This window comes from Rhodohalobacter sp. 614A (assembly GCF_021462415.1).
Lineage (GTDB): Bacteria > Bacteroidota > Rhodothermia > Balneolales > Balneolaceae > Rhodohalobacter.
Genome location: NZ_JAKEDS010000003.1, coordinates 302108 through 319711, shown reverse-complemented (window position 1 = coordinate 319711; position 17604 = coordinate 302108). Strand labels below are relative to the sequence as shown.

The 17604-nt window shown below is 43.4% G+C and carries 15 protein-coding genes; 10 read left to right on the top strand and 5 right to left on the bottom strand.

All coding sequences use genetic code 11. The features are described from left to right. Positions 1-8: 8 nt before the first annotated feature. Genes L0B18_RS15150 through L0B18_RS15135 form a run of 4 tightly spaced genes read left to right on the top strand, consistent with a single transcriptional unit; the run spans position 9 to position 7666 of the window. On the top strand, positions 9-1121 hold the full coding sequence (locus tag L0B18_RS15150) for an ROK family protein (RefSeq protein WP_234572643.1): 1113 nt from the start codon (positions 9-11) through the stop codon (positions 1119-1121). Next, positions 1121-3457 (top strand): hypothetical protein, encoded by a 2337-nt coding sequence (locus L0B18_RS15145; protein ID WP_234572642.1) that lies wholly within the window; start codon positions 1121-1123, stop codon positions 3455-3457. Before L0B18_RS15150 ends, L0B18_RS15145 begins: the two co-directional genes overlap by 1 nt. 20 nt (positions 3458-3477) lie before the next feature. Then, positions 3478-6471, top strand: coding sequence for a GH92 family glycosyl hydrolase (locus L0B18_RS15140; RefSeq protein ID WP_234572641.1), 2994 nt, complete (start codon positions 3478-3480; stop codon positions 6469-6471). Further along, positions 6458-7666 carry a hypothetical protein gene (locus L0B18_RS15135; protein ID WP_234572640.1) on the top strand — a complete coding sequence of 403 codons (1209 nt, stop codon included), beginning with the start codon at positions 6458-6460 and terminating at the stop codon, positions 7664-7666. Before L0B18_RS15140 ends, L0B18_RS15135 begins: the two co-directional genes overlap by 14 nt. Positions 7667-7726: 60 nt before the next feature. On the opposite strand, the gene L0B18_RS15130 is transcribed toward L0B18_RS15135, so the two are convergent. The 5 genes from L0B18_RS15130 to L0B18_RS15110 form a co-directional block, all read right to left on the bottom strand. Further along, a complete protein-coding gene (locus L0B18_RS15130; RefSeq protein ID WP_234572639.1) occupies positions 7727-8002 on the bottom strand; it encodes a Smr/MutS family protein in 276 nt (91 codons plus the stop codon). Next, positions 7999-8883, bottom strand: coding sequence for a CHAD domain-containing protein (locus L0B18_RS15125; RefSeq protein ID WP_234572638.1), 885 nt, complete (start codon positions 8881-8883; stop codon positions 7999-8001). The genes L0B18_RS15130 and L0B18_RS15125 overlap by 4 nt, the downstream gene beginning before the upstream one ends. Before the next feature lie 143 nt (positions 8884-9026). Continuing rightward, a complete protein-coding gene (locus L0B18_RS15120; protein ID WP_234572637.1) occupies positions 9027-9338 on the bottom strand; it encodes a Dabb family protein in 312 nt (103 codons plus the stop codon). A gap of 36 nt (positions 9339-9374) precedes the next feature. After that, complete coding sequence (locus L0B18_RS15115) at positions 9375-10817, bottom strand: HU family DNA-binding protein (RefSeq protein WP_234572636.1); 1443 nt, start codon at positions 10815-10817, stop codon at positions 9375-9377. Continuing rightward, positions 10810-11103 (bottom strand): HU family DNA-binding protein, encoded by a 294-nt coding sequence (locus tag L0B18_RS15110; RefSeq protein ID WP_234572635.1) that lies wholly within the window; start codon positions 11101-11103, stop codon positions 10810-10812. The genes L0B18_RS15115 and L0B18_RS15110 overlap by 8 nt, the downstream gene beginning before the upstream one ends. A 175-nt stretch (positions 11104-11278) precedes the next feature. Between L0B18_RS15110 and L0B18_RS15105 the strand changes: the two genes are divergently transcribed. From L0B18_RS15105 to L0B18_RS15080, 6 genes are all read left to right on the top strand, one after another. Beyond that, entirely contained in the window at positions 11279-13237 is a 1959-nt protein-coding gene (locus L0B18_RS15105) for an aconitate hydratase (RefSeq protein ID WP_234572634.1), read from the top strand. A 109-nt stretch (positions 13238-13346) separates the two neighbouring features. Further along, on the top strand, positions 13347-14048 hold the full coding sequence (gene folE / locus L0B18_RS15100) for a GTP cyclohydrolase I FolE (protein WP_234572633.1): 702 nt from the start codon (positions 13347-13349) through the stop codon (positions 14046-14048). A gap of 21 nt (positions 14049-14069) precedes the next feature. Beyond that, entirely contained in the window at positions 14070-15533 is a 1464-nt protein-coding gene (gene cysS / locus L0B18_RS15095) for a cysteine--tRNA ligase (protein WP_234572632.1), read from the top strand. Between the two features lie 28 nt (positions 15534-15561). Next, positions 15562-15774 carry a membrane protein insertion efficiency factor YidD gene (yidD, locus tag L0B18_RS15090; RefSeq protein WP_370647601.1) on the top strand — a complete coding sequence of 71 codons (213 nt, stop codon included), beginning with the start codon at positions 15562-15564 and terminating at the stop codon, positions 15772-15774. Positions 15775-15850: 76 nt separating this feature from the next. Then, the gene (locus L0B18_RS15085) at positions 15851-16729 is read left to right on the top strand and encodes a pseudouridine synthase (RefSeq protein ID WP_234572630.1); all 879 of its coding nucleotides are present in this window, start codon (positions 15851-15853) and stop codon (positions 16727-16729) included. Then, entirely contained in the window at positions 16726-17601 is an 876-nt protein-coding gene (locus L0B18_RS15080; protein ID WP_234572629.1) for an alpha/beta hydrolase family protein, read from the top strand. Before L0B18_RS15085 ends, L0B18_RS15080 begins: the two co-directional genes overlap by 4 nt. Positions 17602-17604 lie beyond the last annotated feature (3 nt).

Sequence of the window (17604 nt, the reverse complement as noted above, 5' to 3'; positions counted from 1 at the left end):
GAATAAGTATGAACGTTTCAAAAACTATTCTAACGTTGGATGCAGGAGGTACAAATTTTGTCTTTTCTGCAATGAAGGACAAGAAAGAAATTGTTGAACCGGTTACGCTTCCTTCTAATGCTCACGATCTGACCTTATGTCTCGAAAACCTGGTCAGTGGATTTGAAGGAGTTATAAAAAAACTGGACATGAAACCGGATGCAGTCAGCTTCGCTTTTCCGGGCCCGGCGGACTATCCGAAGGGGATTATTGGAAATTTGCCGAATTTTAAAGCTTTTCAGGGTGGGGTGGCTTTGGGGCCTATGCTTGAGGAAAAATTCGGGGTCCCGGTATTTATCAATAATGACGGAGATCTTTTTGCATATGGAGAAGCACTGACCGGTATTCTTCCGGCAGTTAACAAAAAATTGGAAGCGGCCGGAAGCGTAAAAAGGTTCAATAATTTAATTGGCCTGACAATCGGAACCGGTTTCGGAAGCGGCATCATACTGAACAGAACATTGCTGAACGGGGACAATTCATGCGGAGCTGAAATCCACAACACGCTGAATGTTGTCAATCCCGATTGGAATGCAGAAGAATCCGTAAGTACAAGAGCCGTACAAAGGGTTTATGCCGAATCAGCCAATCTACCTTTTGATGCCGCCCTCATGCCGGGTGATATCTACAAAATTGCAAAAGGTGACATGGAAGGAGATTCAAACGCAGCAAGAGAAGCCTTTCATCAGCTTGGGATGGCATTAGGGCACTCAATAGTAAATACGGTTACTCTGATTGACGGTCTTGTTGTTTTAGGCGGGGGATTGGTTGGAAGTTGGGATCTTTTTGCGCCGGTTATGTTCGATACCATCAAAAAGAAATACGAAAACTTTAAAGGCGAAAAATCTGACAGGTTATCTTTAGAAGTGTATAATCTCGAAGATGAAAAAGAGATAGAAAAATTCATCAAGGGAAATCCGCAAACCGTGAAAATTCCCGGAAGTGATAAGACCATTGAATACGACGAATCTCCACGAATCGGTATCGGAAAAACCGTTTTGGGAACCAGTAATGCAGTAAGCCTTGGCGCTTATACCTTTGCCGTGCAAAAATTGTTGAATGATAATTCTTCAGGAGATTGATGAAACGACCAGACCGGATACTGTTTTTGGGGTTATTCATCGTGTTCATGATATCTGGATGTCAGTCTACCCCAAAGGACATCTATTCAAATATCCCCTCATTAGATGAAATGCCGGGAGAGTGGGTATCAGCAGATACTGCGGATATGGAACCGTCTATTCGGAATTTTCGTGGTCAGGCTCTGACCAATCGGGACATTAATTCTGTGAGCTGGTTTGTATCTGCTCCATATTCTGGTGGATATCACACCGGTCGATTACGAATTAATGGTGAGACTCCCGAGGTAAGTTCTTTCCGCTGGCAGGCGTGGCAGGCCCTGAGAAAAGCCGAATGGAATGGACTGGAGTTGGAAAGCTCAACCCGGATGCCAATTGATAAAGACGGCTTAATGTGGGAAATCACCATTACCAATAGAAGTGAAAACTCACAAAATTTAGATCTTGAATTGGATATGATCGGGTTTAACAGCCAATATGGAGGGGAGTGGCAATGGTGGTATCCGTATCCCAAAATGGATGGAAAGACCACGAACCGGGATGAGGAGGTGGAAAATGTCCGAACGTATTTCAATAAAGATTTTAATTCTCTTGAGACCACTGCAACCGAATTGGTGAATGGAAAGCCTCAACAAAAACAAGTAACGCTTACCTGGCCAACTGACCGGGAAATTCTTGGAAGTGATAAATATTCGTCCGCTCTTAGAGAGAACATTCTTCTTGTGAATGATCGGGAAACTTCGGCAAAAACAGCTTTTCAAATAACTGATTTGGAATGGGAATATGAAGTTTTCAATAGCGGAGCCACGGCTCAAAAATCAGTAACATTGAATCCCGGGGAATCTTACACCATTAGATATGCAATGACGGTGGCTTCAGATGAGAAAGAAGTCGCAGAGAATGTGAGTGAATTGGTTCATGATTTTGACGAGGAATTTCAGAAGATAGAGGAGGAGTGGAGAACGCGTTGGAAGGATATTTTCCATCCGGGAAATCAATGGCTGTCGGGATCATTTCCAGTTCTTGAAACGGCAGATTCACTCGCAAAGAGAGTGTATTATACCGGTCCGCTGACCATGCTCTACCTGATGAATACGAATCTTCCTCAGCATGAAAAAGTCTTCCTGACAGGAGGTCCACGCTGGGGAGCGTCTATCACGTTTTTCTGGGATATCACAGAATGGTCTACACTTTGGGCGGTTGTTGATCCCGAAATGATGAAAGAGCATCTGTCTTCCTGGATTTTGATCGATCCAAGTCTGCACTATGGAAAAGATAATATCAGCGGAGTGGGTGTTGGCAATGGTTATTCGGCCAACTATTGGGCACTCTTTCAAATGATTCGATCGTACCTGACGATCTCAAAAGATTATGCGTTTCTGGATGAAATGATTGACGGAAAAACCGTTTACGATCATCTTGAAGATTATGCAATGAATTGGAAACGGATCTCTATTTATGGCCAGGATGGAGCTCAGGAAGATATCTATAAACTGGCTGATTTCGGAGATGATGAATGGAACCTTCTTGAGGCCGTTCCCACCTACAAACATATCGTGCCGTCATTCAATGCCGCATACATCTGGATGATGAGAGAGTTGGCTGATTTTGCCGAATTGGAAGGAGATCAGTCCAAAGCACAACAGCTCAGAAATGAATCGGACGAGATGATGGACCGTCTTCTCAAACTATATGCAGGTAATGGCGTTTGGAACAGTCTATATCCCAATGGAAAAACTGTGGAAGTACGCCACTCCCTCGATTTTATGTTTTTGGGACGATACGTATCACAGGATATCCCGGAAGAGATCAAGCAGGAGATGATGGATTTCCTCTACAGAGAGTTAATTACAGACCACTGGATGAGAGCCCAATCATTGCAGGATATTGCGGCTGAGGATTCAGACAGACCCGATCACGGACCGTTAGGCGCATTTGACGGATGGCCTGCCGGCACGATGGATGCACTCACACAGCTTGGTTATCCAAATAAAGCACTGGATTTCTATCATAATATTGCTCCTGTCACGAAGGAAGGAATTTGGGCACAGGCTCATGAGTTGTGGGGAGAGAATAAACGTGAGAAGAATGCACGTGTTCGGATCGCTCAAAGAGGATGGCATAACCGGGAATCATCATCAGGAATTGCAATGTCTCAGGTTATGCTGAAAAACTTCTTCGGTTTTTATCCCGATGGGAACGGTTCCGTTATCTCCAATCAAGACAAACCGGATATGAACGGTACTCTTTATAATGTGAAATATGGTGAGTCCTATTTCGATTTGATTTTAAAAGATGGTGATGTAGAAATGGTTCGGCAGGATCGCTCATCTGATTAATCCAAAGTGTTTACCTCAATATGATGAAAAAAATCCTACTTCTTATCTGTTCAGTTTGCCTTGCGGGATCTGTTTACGCACAACAGAAAAAACCTGCTGATTATGTAGATCCGCTGATTGGCAGCCATGATTCCCGTTGGATCATGTTCCCCGGGCCAACGATGCCGTTTGGAATGGTCAAACTGAGTCCCGATAACCAGGAGAGAGGATGGAAGGCAGGGTACGATTACAACATCAATAACATCGCCGGATTCAGCCATATTCATTCCTGGACAATGGCCGGACTTCTTACCATTCCAACGAATGGAGAGTTGAAAATCAAGCCGGGAACAGAGAAGGACCCCGGTCGTGGATACCGGTCAAAATTCAATCATGATACAGAGGAAGCCGAACCAGGTTATTATTCTGTAATGCTGGATGATTACGGAATCAAGGCCGAATTGACAACGACCACAAGAGCCGGATTCCACCGATATACTTTTCCGGAAAGCGATTCATCGCGAATTTTGATCGATCTGCTGACACCTTCGGAATACAACTATGAAATCGGGTACACCAATATCACGAAAGTAAGTGATTATGAGATTGAGGGAGTTTCGTACCAGCAAAGTTTACGGAAAGCCAACTACAATGAGTATGTGCTCAATTTTGTGATCCGTTTCAACAAACCGTTTAAAAGCATGAACGGATGGGTGAAGGAAGAGATCTACAGGAATGTGCAGCAGGTTTCTTCGGGATTTGGCCATAAGGATGTAGGCACATTTCTCGAATTTGAGACTGAAGAAGGAGAGCAAATCATGATGCAAACCGGTATTTCACTGGTGAGTATAGAGCAGGCACGCCTCAACCTGGAAACCGAAATGGATCCGTACGATTGGAATTTCAACAAAGTACGGGCAGATAATAAACAAACCTGGAATGATCTGCTTTCCGTGATTGAAGTAGAAGGAGGCACGGAGGAGAATAAAACCAAGTTCTATACCAATCTCTACAGAGCCTATGCCGGAAGAACAACCTGGAGCGATGTGAACGGCAAGTACATGGATATGTATGAAAACGTGCAACAGGTTCCCGATCCCGAAATGCCGGTTTATGGAAGCGATGGCTTCTGGATGACGTTTTGGAATCTGAATCAATTATGGAGTCTTGCCACTCCTGATATCGCCAATAATTGGGTGAAATCAATGCTTGAAATTTCGGACAAAGGAGGATGGCTTCCCAAAGGTCCGACTGGAATTGAGTATTCGGGCATCATGGTTGCATCCCACCAGATCAGCCTGCTTACCAATGCCTATCACAAAGGAATCAGGGATTATGATGTAGATAAAATGTACCAGGCAATTCATAAGCTTCAAACCGTTCCGGGGCATCCACACGAAGCAGGTGGATATGTTGGGAATCGAAATCTTGAAGAATATATACGTTATGGATTTGTGCCTGACGAAGAAGGGCCGGTTTCCAATACACTTGAATACGCCTACGATGACTGGACAGTCGCTCAAATGGCAAAAGCCCTGAATAAAGAGAAAGACTACAAGGAATTCACGAAAAGAGCTTTTAACTACAAGAATATTTTTGATGCCGAAGTGGGGTACATGCGCAGAAAATATGCTGACGGTTCCTGGGTTGAGGATTTTCAACCGTTTGGACAAGTTACATTTTTAGGTTCCGGCTGGGTGGAGGGAAATGCCTGGCAGTTTACATATTTTGTGCCTCATGATGTGAATGGACTGATTGACCTTATGGGTAAAGACGAGTTTAACAACCGGCTGGAAGAGGGATTTCAAACTTCAGCGCCACACAAGTTTAATTCCGAACACCTCGGATCCAACAGTTTAACAGGAATGGGGGTACTGCCTATTAACCATGGCAATCAGCCAAATATGCAGGCAGCTTATCTTTTTAACTATTCCGGCAAACCGTGGCTTACCCAATATTGGTCTCGGGAAATTATGGATAATTATTATGGAGTGACTCCGGCCGACGGTTGGCTGGGTGATGAAGACCAGGGACAGATGGGAGCATGGTTTGTTATGAGTGCGATGGGACTTTTTGAGATGAATGGTGGCGCTTCAGTCGATCCGATTTATGAAATAGGCAGTCCGCTGTTTGAGAAAATAACAATTCACCTGGATGAGAAATATTATCCCGGCGGTGACTTTGTAATTAAAGCCAATGGCACCTCCCAGAAGAACCGATATATTCAGTCGGCCTCTCTGGATGGAAACCCCTTGAACAAGCCTTGGTTCTATCATAAAGATCTTGTGGATGGTGGAATTCTTGAACTGGAGATGGGAGACGAGCCGAATAAAAACTGGGGAAGCAGACCGGAAGACGCGCCGCCATCAATGAGTACGATTTTGACTCAAACTGAAATCGACTCCATTATGGCCTACGACCGTCAGGCTGAAGAGTTGGCTGAATGGAATCGTGCAGTGAAAGCTTATTATTATCATAAAAAAGAACATTTTGAAATGTTGCCGAATACTTCAAATGAAATCCTGTTTCTTGGAGATAGTATTACCGACAATGCCGAATGGGGTGAGTTGTTTGGTAACAATTCGAAAATAAAAAACCGTGGAATTGGAGGAGATGATACCGATGGCGTTTTGGAACGTCTCGATGAGATCATTGAATCCCGCCCGGCCAAGGTTTTTGTCATGATGGGTACAAATGATCTTGCTTATGGAAAATCGAAAGAGCAAATTCTGGAGAACTATCGTAAAATTTTGGAGCGGATTCAGAATGAATCGCCTGAAACCGAAATTTATGTACAGAGTATTCTGCCGGTAGATGAAAGCGTTCATTATACAAGACCAAACGCGGATATTGAACACATTAACGAGGAGCTTCAAAGGATCACTGAAGAGCTGAAGCTAACCTACATAGATCTGGCTTCAACATTCAAAAAAGATAGTAAACTCAATCCGGAATACAGCATCGACGGTTTGCACCTGAACGGTGCCGGATATCAGGTTTGGAAAGAAATCATTAAAGATTATGTGGAAAATTAAACCACTTCTCGCGCTGTCAGTTTTTCTTTTTCTCAGTGAGGTGTTTCCGGAAAATGCCGGCGCTCAAATCAATACATCCAATCTGTCCGATACTCTCAGCTCATTTAGTGTCAGGGATGCCCCAGAGTGGACAGAAATGTTTTACAGGACTGGCGAGTGGTTTGGAGCCGATGGTGTTTTTTCTTTTTCATTAGATGGGCGAGAGAGTATTGGAGCCGGAAACGGCGGAAAAAACCTTCTCATTTTTTCAGACACAATGACCGGGGACGTCAGAGAGAATACGGTATACAACTTTAAAATGGTGAATAATTCGGTGGCTTACATCACCGGAATTCAACCCTCTGATGAAACCGTGGAGATTCTTTTGAATCATGACACGGACGGAAATCCAGTCAACTATTTTAGTCCTGAAACTGAGAATTCCAGACCAGACGAATACTACTGGTTGGGGGATGGTTTTATAAACAAGGAGGACGGGAATTCGCTCAATATTTTTGCATACAGAGTAATCGACAATAGCAATCAATCCTGGGATTTCGAAGTAACCGGAACCACGCTGATCACTATTCCCGGGGATGATATTCATCCGCCGTTTGAAAATCAGCAGCAAACAGATACTCCCCTTTATATAGACATTCCGGGCCTTGGGAAAGGGACTTTTGGTTCGGGGATATATGTAAACACGGACTGGGCCGGCGCTCCGAATCCCGATGGGTTTTTATATATTTACGGACTTGTGGATCCGGGGAAACAGTTGGTCGTTGCCAGGGTGAAGCCATCCGAACTGAAGAAGTTTAATGCATGGCGATTTTGGGATGGTACAAATTGGAACAGGTCAATCAACAGCGTGAAACCGGTAACTGAGAGGGTGTCAAATGAAGTGAGTCTTACTCCGCTGAAAGCCGGACGATATTTATTGGTTTTTCAGCTCGATGGTATTGGTGATTATACCGCTATTCGCATCGGAGATTCGCCGGTTGGGCCGTTCGGCCCCGTACAGAAAATCAGAAAAGTTCCTGAACTAACCGATCCGCCGGGAATAATTCCTTACAATGCAAAAGCCCATCCGGTACTATCTACAGAGGAGGAGTTGTTGATAAGCTATAATACCATCACGATGGATTATTTTAACGATATTTTAAACTATCCACACAGTTATCGGCCACGTTTCTTTTGGCTGAAAATAGGCGAATAATTTATCTGAAAATAAAGTTTCTATTTGAACCTTTTACACTCATTCGATGACTCTCTTGAGTCAAGGTTTAAGATTGGCGATCGTAGCTCCCCAGCCGCCACCCGATTCATTAGCATTTTGATATTCAATCACATGTGGATTCCGGTCAAGCAGGGAATGCACACTCCGCCGGATATTTCCCATTCCTTTTCCATGTATGAACCGAACTTCGTAGATCTCTTTTTCAAGGCATGCATCGATATACTCATCAATCAAAGTAGAAAGATCTTTTGGACTGAAGGCGTGCAGATCCAGAACGCCATTTATCTCTATTCGGTAAGGTTCGTCCGAACTCATTGCAATACGGCTTGTTGAAGTTGCCGGCTATATTCTTCAGGCGCAAGCCGGTAGAGTGAATGTCCCCGATTGTCTGCGTCAGCTTCAAGAGATTCAAGTTCGTGGTGAATTTCCTCTAAAAGTGCAGATCTGTTCTTTGAACTTCTGTGAGTTTTGATCCAGTCCGACAACATGAAAAGATCATTAATCCTTCCGAGAACTTCACACAATTCAGAGACTTCTTCCAGCGAAGGAGGGAGATCGACCGGAACCGATTCTGTCATTAATTCGAGCTGGTACTGCAAATCTTTGGTCCGTTTTCTCCATTCATGCAGTAAATCCGCTTCATGATTGGTTAGTTCTGAATGAAAGGCTCTGTAACTTTTCTGATAACAACGCGCATATCCTGTAATAAGCGATTCTGCATCCGGCTTTAGAGAGAAGAAGTAGTTTAAAACCGGTTCACTATTCAGATCAGCAATCAACTCATCAAAGACACTTGTTCCCGACAGAAGTTGATTTTCAATTTCTGTCGTCTGATTGTTATTCAGTTCAATAAGTTTTTTAAGATAGGAAAAGTAGGGCCTGTCGGTTTTTGTTTGTCTGAACTCATCAAGCAACAGGCCGCGGACATGAACATCCCTGCAATCGGAAATCAATCGCCCGCAGTCTCGAAAAAGAATGTTGATTTGTTTGTATTGATCTCCTTCGCTGCAGAATTGCGTAAGCTTCACGAATGCTCTTAGAAGCTTGAACCGCTTGCGAATAAGGTGAACGGATTCCACAATGTTTTCAGGTGCCTGCTCGGCGAAACCGGAAATCTCATCTTTTATATTTTTAAAAACAGCGCTGAGTTGATCGGAGAGTTCTGACGAGGTTTTACTGCCAATTTGTGAAATCATACTTTGGATTAAATATAGTACAAATAAATAGGGCGGGGGATGCCGGCCCGTTCGGGATTAAACGATCCAAAAATACGAAATAGAAAAAGCAAACTCGTTCAGAAATCTCCGTTTTCGTATAGAAATTCAGAAATCTGTTTTTTTTACAAATCTACGTTATAGTCAACGAAGTATCGTTTGTCTGCAACGGATTCTATAAAACTCCTTGCTTTTTTATGATGGGGATTCCTGGTATACATCTGGAAATCGAGCTGCGTTTCAAAATCGCAGATTAATACAACATCCATCGCGTCTTTTTCGTCATCGTTTATTTGAATGCCTACTTCAACCGCTTTGATTTCTTCGATATTTGTCCGAAGTCCTTCCAGGATGAGTTTTAGTTTTTCTGCATTTTTCTTTTTTGTGGCACCGGCAGCATTTTCTTTTAGTTTCCACATTACAATATGACGTATCATAGCAATACTCCTTTTAAAATTCGATGTGATGTTATACTATCGGTTTCTCGCGAAAGCCAGATCCTGAGGATCAACTTCAGATGGGGGTTGATCCAGTAAATCCTGAGAAAAAACGCCAACGGCCCATAAAAAGTAGCGTGCTTCATCAGGGTTATTTTCCCGGTTCCATTGATATAATGAGAAATAACCAAGGGCAACCTGCTCTCTCTCGAATTCACTCAGATTATCCGGATTGGAGAAGGTGGGAATTTCGATATTAGCGTTAGCCAACAGTTGATTTGGATTATTTAAAATATCCTGATTCAGATGATAAATAACCGGCCATAAATATGGATTTCCTAACTGGCTTTCTGCGATATCCCATAATGACTGGCCGTTTTGTACCGTAAAATTTTCTGTTTCAAGCTCGGTTTGAGGGGGTGATCCGCCCGTTGACGGTGGTGATTCTTCATCGACTGTAGATTGAGGTTCAGTTGATGCTGTTCCTTGTTCAGTAGCTTCATCCGTTGTTGAGGGATCTTGAAAAACCTGTTCGGTTGGCTCATCCGTTGCAGTAGTCAATTGCTCCGATGGTTCGGTGTCTCGTTGCATCATCCAAAACAGGAGAATTAAAGCAATCATAACGATGATTACAGCGGCAGCATACGACCATCTGAAGCTCCCGGATTTTTGAACCTCTTTGGCCATTTTCGACTCATCGGGGATGAAAGGAGCCATTTTCGGTTTCTCAGCCGGTTTTTTCTCAACGAGCTCTTCTTCCTCTTCTTTGGCGATGACGAGAACGTCATCGTCTTCCACTTCTAAAGCTACCACTTCTTTCTTCCCAAAATGGGGATTATCCCACTCAAAAATCAGATCATCAACGGTTTCTTTCTTGCCGGATTGTATTGGCTCGTCAGCTTCGAAAGGGGCCTCTTCCTCTTCAAAGAAATATTCATCATCAAACGGATCCAGGTCTTCGTCATCCTCAAAAGGAGCGCTTGAACCGGAAGGAGGTTCTGAGTCGAATGGGTCATCATCGTCTGCATGAAACGGGGCATCCGTCGCAAAAACTCCTTCAAGTCCAAAGGGATCGTCATCAAACTCCCCTGAGGTTTCTTTCTTCTCCTCGGTAGTCTGTTCTTTTTCTTCAGATAAGGGCTTTTCAGACGTCGGTTCTTCTGAAAGGACTTCAGGTTCAAGATTTTCAAAAGGCTTGTTAACGGTTTCGCGCAGAGCTTTGAAGGGTTTAAAAACAACCTTGTTTTGTCCGGGGATTGTAATTTCATCACCCGTTTGAGGATTAACTCCCGGGCGTTCTTTCATCCACCTGAGCTCAAATTTCCCAAACCCCGAGATACTGACTGAGCCGCTCTGCTTCAATCCACCTTCAATAATTTGTACCAACTCATGAATAAAGCTGTTGGCCGAAGATTCGCTCTGCTCGGATTGCTTTGCAATGAGGCGAACCAATTCTTTGAATGTGATTTTTTCACTCATTTTCTGGCCTCAAAAACTTGACTTCCTCTTTAAGCCCGGTGGCGGGGTTAAAATCAACAACCCGCTTGGGTGGAACAATCATATAAGATTCATAGTGGGGATTATATACCTTTTTTTCCTCATTAACCTTTGTATGAAACGTCCCCAAATCAGGTATGGAAATACCTGTTCCGTCACTCAATTGATTAGACATCACAGATATCGCTTCACTTAATATCTCTTTTGTCTTGGTTTTTGAGTGACCTGTTTGCTCAGAAAGCTGCTCTATTAATTCGCTGTAGTTCATGAGGTAAAAACATTCATTTCATATAAATAAAAGGAAAAAAAGCATAAAAAACCTAATAGACACTCTTCATCTGAGAATTAGAAAAACTTCTATAGGATGGATTATACAAAGATTTTGAACGAAAAATAGTTCAATATCTTTATGAGTTATAAATAGTTAACAAAAGAGGCCCCGTATGTCAGAAGCTTTAAATGTTACACAGAAACTTATCAAAGCCCATCTTGTGGATGGTGAGATGAAACCGGGATCGGAAATTGGAATCAAGATTGACCAGACACTCACCCAGGATGCAACCGGAACCCTGGTAATGCTGGAGCTGGAAGCGATGAATCTGGATAAAGCAAAAACGGATGTATCCTGTCAATATGTGGATCATAACCTGCTGCAAACGGACAATAAAAATCCAGACGATCACCTTTTTTTGAAATCGGCTGCCGAGCGTTTCGGATTGTGGTTTAGCCGTCCGGGAAATGGGGTGAGCCATCCTGTGCATTCCGAGCATTTCGCAAAGCCGGGAAAAACCTTGGCGGGATCTGACAGCCATACTCCTGCATCGGGTTGTTTGGGGATGTTTGCAATCGGGGCCGGGGGACTTGATGTAGCATTCGCCATTGCCGGTGAGCCAATGTATTTGAAAATGCCAAAAGTGTTGGGTGTTAGGCTTACGGGAGAATTGCCGGATTGGGTCGGTGCAAAGGATGTAGTTTTAGAGATGCTTCGCCGATACGATGTAAAAGGCGCACGAGGGTATGTGATCGAATATTTTGGTCCCGGACTCGATCAGCTCGACACGATGGATCGGCACGTTATTGCAAATATGGGAACTGAAATGGGAGCGACAACCACTGTTTTTCCGGCAGATGATGAAGTTCGCCGGTTCATGGCTCAAAACAACAGAGAAGATGAATGGAGTGAGTTAAAAGCCGATGAAGGCGCAGAGTACGATAAAATTGAAGAAGTTGATCTGAGTGAAATTGTCCCGATGATTGCTCTTCCCAGTAGTCCCGGAAATGTAGTTCCGGTGAAAGAAGTAGAAGGGAAAAGCATTTACCAATCGTACATTGGCTCTTCAGCAAATCCGGGTTACAGGGATTTCTGGATTGCATCCGAAATTGTGAAAGGCAAGAGGGTTCATGATGAAGTAAGTTTGGATGTGAACCCCACATCGCGGCAAATTATTCAGAATATGGTGCAAAACGGGGTGATGCTTAACCTGATTCAAGCTGGAGCACGAATACACCAGGCAGGCTGCAATGGCTGTATTGGAATGGGACAGGCACCTGCAAGCGGCAGAAATAGTCTGCGAACGGTTCCGCGAAATTTCCCCGACAGATCGGGTACAAAAGAAGATTCGGTTTTCTTATGCAGTCCGGAAACAGCGGCGGCATCTGCATTAACCGGGAAAATTACGGATCCAAGGCATCTCGAAAGTCTCTATGATATGACTTATCCGAAATATGAGGAGCCGGCCGATTATCTCATCAATAAGGAAATGCTGACACCTCCCCCGGAAAGTGGTAAAGATGTTGAATTGGTTAAGGGACCGAATATCTCTACCATGCCCGAGTTTGAAGAACCTTCTGATTTTGAGGTACCGGTGTTGTTGAAAATGGGAGATAACGTTTCAACAGATGAAATCCTTAGAGCAGGTGCTGAAGTACTTCCTTTTCGCAGTAATATCCCGGAAATCAGCAAGTTCTCATTTACGGTAATTGATGAGAATTTTTACGATCGGGCATTAACTGCCAGAGACAATCATGGAGGCCATGTTGTAGTGGCGGGAGAAAATTATGCCCAGGGATCCAGCCGTGAACATGCTGCAATTGCCCCGCGATATTTAGGCCAGAAAGCGGTAATCGCAAAAAGTTATGCGAGAATAGGATGGCAGAATCTGGCCAATTTTGGCATCATTCCGTTGGAATTTAAAAACCCGGCTGATTTTGATACGATTGATCAGGGCGATCTGATTAAAATTGAATCTGTTCAGGAGCAACTGAAAAATGGAGACAACATTCAGGTAACCAATTCAACAAAAGGCACCACGTTTACAGCATATCATACTTTGAGCGGCCGGCAATTACAGGCACTTTTAGATGGAAGTGTCATCAATACTTATAAGCGAAAAAACATGTAAAATGGTTCTGTACGGATTCATTTCAGTGCTGCCGTTTATTATGATATTGCTGTGGGAACCCGTAACTTTACGCTCTTTGAACGATCACAAAGTTTCACCACCATAATCGATGAGTAAAGATAACGACGCGTACAATTCGCTTGCAGTTGACCATGATGAAGCCGAAGAAATGGGAGATGCCCATACTTCTACATCCGCCGATACCCCGCTGCGTAAGGATGCTTTTAAAATGAGCGATGATGAGAAGATTGAAACGATATCGAAACACTTCAGGGAAATCATGGAAGCTCTTGGGCTGGATACAAAAGACGAGAGTTTAAGTGGAACACCCTACCGCGTGGCCAAAATGTATGTAAACGAAATTTTTCATGGCCTGAAACCTGATAACAAACCTGTTGTTCGAAAATTCTCCAATAAATACAATTATGAGGAGATGGTGGTTGAGAAGAATATCAATGTGACATCTTTTTGTGAGCACCATTTTCTTCCGTTTCTCGGCAAGGCCCATGTGGCTTATATTAGTTCAGGCAAAGTGATAGGGCTGTCAAAAATCAATCGTATTGTGGATTATTATTCACGGCGTCCGCAGGTACAGGAGCGCCTGACTCTGCAAGTTGCCCAGGAACTGCAAAATGCATTGGAAACCGATGATGTAGCTGTTTTTATTGAAAGTAAGCATTTGTGCGTATCCACGCGGGGCATTCAGGACAGAGAAAGCAGTACGGTTACCACCGAATTCAGAGGTGCTTTCAAAAACGAGCGAACCCAACAACGCTTTATTGATTACATTAAGGCAGAAACCAGAATGTAAAAAGAGTATTTCAAAGCTTTCATGGCGAACAGTGAATCATCACCACTATATCTTTACAATAGCTTATCAAGACAAAAGGAGCTTTTCGAGCCCATCAATCCGCCGTTTGTAGGTCTGTATGTTTGTGGGCCCACTGTATACGGTGACGCACATCTCGGCCATGCCAAAAGCTACGTGTCGTTTGATTTAATTCTTCGATATCTGCGTTATCTTGGCTATAACGTTCGATACGTGCAGAACATCACCGATGTGGGGCATTTGGTGGATGATGCGGAAGAAGGTGAAGATAAGCTCAGCAAACAGGCCCGGATTGAGAAAGTTCAGCCGATGGAGATCGCCGAGAAATATACGTTCACTTATTTCCGGGATATGGATGCGCTGAATGTACTTCGGCCGGATATCGCTCCAAGAGCCTCAGGACATATTCCCGAACAAATTGCAATGGTCAAGAAATTAATAGAAAATGGCCATGCCTACGAAGTGAATGGGAATGTGTATTTTGATGTATCATCCGATCCCGGATATGGCAAGCTGAGCGGGCGAAAAACCGAAGATGCCGAGGCCGGTACGAGGGTTCAAACGGCATCAGACAAACGCAATCCTGAAGATTTTGCACTTTGGAAAAAAGCGGATGACGGACACATTATGAAATGGGATTCGCCGTGGGGAGAGGGTTATCCGGGTTGGCACATCGAATGTTCAGCAATGAGTACCAAATACCTTGGAGAAAGTTTTGATATTCATGGCGGCGGATTGGAAAACCAGTTTCCTCATCATGAATGTGAAATTGCCCAGGCCGAATGCGCTCACGATAAAGATTTTGTGAAATATTGGCTGCACAACAATATGGTTACCCTTGAAGGGCAAAAAATGGGTAAATCTCTCGGGAATGCCATCAACCTGCACGAATTTTTTACAGGCAACCATAAACTGTTGACAGGATCCTGGTCGCCCGAAGTGATTCGTTTCTTTCTGCTTCAAAGCCATTACAGAAGTACAACCGATTTTTCTGAAAGCGCACTTGCAGGAGCAGAAACAGGGCTCAAAAACCTGCACTCCATGATTTCGCTGATTGAAAAATCAGAGGCTGGAGATGGATCGGATATTGACATCAAAAGTTTTAAGAATGCATTTGAAACAGCAATGAATGATGATTTCAATTCGGCCCAGGCCATTGCTGTGCTATTCGAAAAATTGAAAGAGATCCGAAAACAAATAAATGAAGGGGATACTCCTTCGAACCTGGATGCCGTTAAAATATTTCTTCATACCGTAGTGGAAGAAGTTCTTGGCCTTCAACCCATTGCAGAAACTCAGGACAGCAAAACAGAAGAACTGGTAAACCTGCTGATTGAAATCCGGTCTGAGGCCCGCCAGAAGAAGGATTTTGCCACCTCAGATAAAATCCGGGATGATTTGGCTGAGATCGGTATTCTCCTGAAGGATGAAAAAAATGGCAAAACAACTTTTGAAATCGACCATTGACTTTACCGGAAGAATCACGGGAAAAGTCATGATTTCGCTGGTTAAATTTTATCAGTTTGCCATCTCTCCATATTTGGGATCTAACTGCCGCCATACACCCACTTGTTCCAATTACATGGTAGAAGCCATTCAGGAATGGGGAGCTGCAAAAGGATTCTGGCTGGGTTTAAAACGAATCTTAAAATGTCATCCCTGGGGAACATCCGGGTATGATCCTGTTCCAAAAAAAAATCCCAAATAACTCAAAGATTTCATTAATCATGGATTCATTACATTGAATTCATGGGATATTCCGCAAAAATTTTTAAACTCATTTTATGACGAATCATCGAAAAAATAACAACCGGAACAATAAAAAAAGACGACCTTCAAAAAAGTATTCCAAGAAAGGCAGGAAGTCTTCATCATCTCCGGATGAAGCCAATACAATCTCTCAAAAAAAATATCTGAGAGACAAAATCCGTCTCAATAAATACATTGCGCATGCCGGTTTTTGTTCGCGAAGAGAGGCTGATGAATACATTGCAGCGGGAAAAGTTGAGGTAAATGGCAAGGTTACGACAGAATTGGGGACCAAAGTAAAACAGGGCGATTCGGTTAAAGTTGACGGGCAGTCTCTTTCGCTGGAACCTTTTACCTACATTTTGTTGAACAAAGGAAAAGATACGATCAGTACCACCGATGATGAAAAAGACAGAAATACTGTTTTGGATGCTGTTGAAGATGCCACCGGACACCGGGTGTATCCTGTAGGGCGGTTAGACAGGAATACAATGGGTTTGTTGATTCTGACCAACGACGGAGACCTCGCTCATCGATTAATGCACCCAAGTTACAAAGTGAAGAAAACGTATGAGGTAACCGCCAACCGACCTCTTGGAGATTCTGAACTCAGTGAATTGTTAAGAGGTATTGAACTGGAGGACGGACCTGCCAAAGCAGCCGAAATTCAACAGATTATTAATGATCCGCATACAGTTACCATCTCGGTATTTGAAGGACGTAATCATTTGATTCGTCGGATGATTGCTTATTTTGGGGCGGAAGTAACAAAATTGAAAAGAATACGGTACGCAGGCCTCACGGATAAAGATCTTCGGGTTGGCCGCTGGCGTTTTCTCAGGCAAAAGGAGATTAACGATCTTCGAAGGCTCGTAAAACTGGATACATTAGAATTCAATAAAGAAGACAAATGAATTACAGCACGATAAAAAAGACAGACGGCGAAATCTCATCAACAGAAGGTCTTCCAATTTATTACGATTTATTGGTTCCGGGAGTGGAGAGCGGTACGGTTCTTCCCGTAATTCTGTTCGTTCACGGGTTTAAAGGATTTAAAGATTGGGGAGCTTTCCCTGATCTTTATGAAGAACTTGCCAGAGCCGGATTTGCCGTAGTGGCATTCAATTTATCTTTAAATGGTGTTGGTTCGGGAATGCTTGAATTTGATCAGCCCGAACTATTTCGCAGGCAAACATTCAGCCAGGATTTACAAGATGTAGGTTCCGTTATTGAGGCTTTAAAATCCAAAGAAATTCAAAGTGAAAAAGCTGTTTTAGATACAGATCGGATTGGAATCCTGGGTCACTCGCGCGGTGGACATACAGCCATCGTTGCTGCCGCCGAATATTCTGAAATTCAGTGCCTGGTAACCTGGTCGGCCGTGGCTGATTACAATAAGCGTTGGAGCAAAGAGATGATTAGCAATTGGAATAAACAAGGGTATACCAATATTCTAAATTCCCGAACTGGAGAATCTTTACCCCTTGATAAAATTGTATATGACGACGCTATGGAAAATGCAGATCGCCTGATGGCAATCAAGCGTGTACCCGAGTTATACATTCCATCGATGTTTATTGCCGGAAAGAGTGACGAAACCGTTCCATTTAGTGAATCGGAAGTTTTATACCGAAAATCACCGGCAGATGAGAAAGAAATTCGCCTGATTGAGAATGCCGGACATACCTTTGAGATTTCTCATCCGTTTAATGAGAAAGACTTTCCGCCTGCGTTTTCAGAAGCACTGGATCTCACAGAAGGTTGGTTTCTTGATCATCTTAGATAAAGC

Excerpts from the sequence above, each read along its gene's own strand:
- L0B18_RS15150 (WP_234572643.1), top strand. The coding sequence starts at position 9 with ATGAACGTTTCAAAAACTATTCTAACGTTGGATGCAGGAGGTACAAAT.
- L0B18_RS15145 (WP_234572642.1), top strand. The coding sequence starts at position 1,121 with ATGAAACGACCAGACCGGATACTGTTTTTGGGGTTATTCATCGTGTTC.
- L0B18_RS15140 (WP_234572641.1), top strand. The coding sequence starts at position 3,478 with ATGATGAAAAAAATCCTACTTCTTATCTGTTCAGTTTGCCTTGCGGGA.
- L0B18_RS15135 (WP_234572640.1), top strand. The coding sequence starts at position 6,458 with ATGTGGAAAATTAAACCACTTCTCGCGCTGTCAGTTTTTCTTTTTCTC.
- L0B18_RS15130 (WP_234572639.1), bottom strand. The coding sequence starts at position 8,002 with ATGAGTTCGGACGAACCTTACCGAATAGAGATAAATGGCGTTCTGGAT.
- L0B18_RS15125 (WP_234572638.1), bottom strand. The coding sequence starts at position 8,883 with ATGATTTCACAAATTGGCAGTAAAACCTCGTCAGAACTCTCCGATCAA.
- L0B18_RS15120 (WP_234572637.1), bottom strand. The coding sequence starts at position 9,338 with ATGATACGTCATATTGTAATGTGGAAACTAAAAGAAAATGCTGCCGGT.
- L0B18_RS15115 (WP_234572636.1), bottom strand. The coding sequence starts at position 10,817 with ATGAGTGAAAAAATCACATTCAAAGAATTGGTTCGCCTCATTGCAAAG.
- L0B18_RS15110 (WP_234572635.1), bottom strand. The coding sequence starts at position 11,103 with ATGAACTACAGCGAATTAATAGAGCAGCTTTCTGAGCAAACAGGTCAC.
- L0B18_RS15105 (WP_234572634.1), top strand. The coding sequence starts at position 11,279 with ATGTCAGAAGCTTTAAATGTTACACAGAAACTTATCAAAGCCCATCTT.
- folE (WP_234572633.1), top strand. The coding sequence starts at position 13,347 with ATGAGTAAAGATAACGACGCGTACAATTCGCTTGCAGTTGACCATGAT.
- cysS (WP_234572632.1), top strand. The coding sequence starts at position 14,070 with ATGGCGAACAGTGAATCATCACCACTATATCTTTACAATAGCTTATCA.
- yidD (WP_370647601.1), top strand. The coding sequence starts at position 15,562 with ATGATTTCGCTGGTTAAATTTTATCAGTTTGCCATCTCTCCATATTTG.
- L0B18_RS15085 (WP_234572630.1), top strand. The coding sequence starts at position 15,851 with ATGACGAATCATCGAAAAAATAACAACCGGAACAATAAAAAAAGACGA.
- L0B18_RS15080 (WP_234572629.1), top strand. The coding sequence starts at position 16,726 with ATGAATTACAGCACGATAAAAAAGACAGACGGCGAAATCTCATCAACA.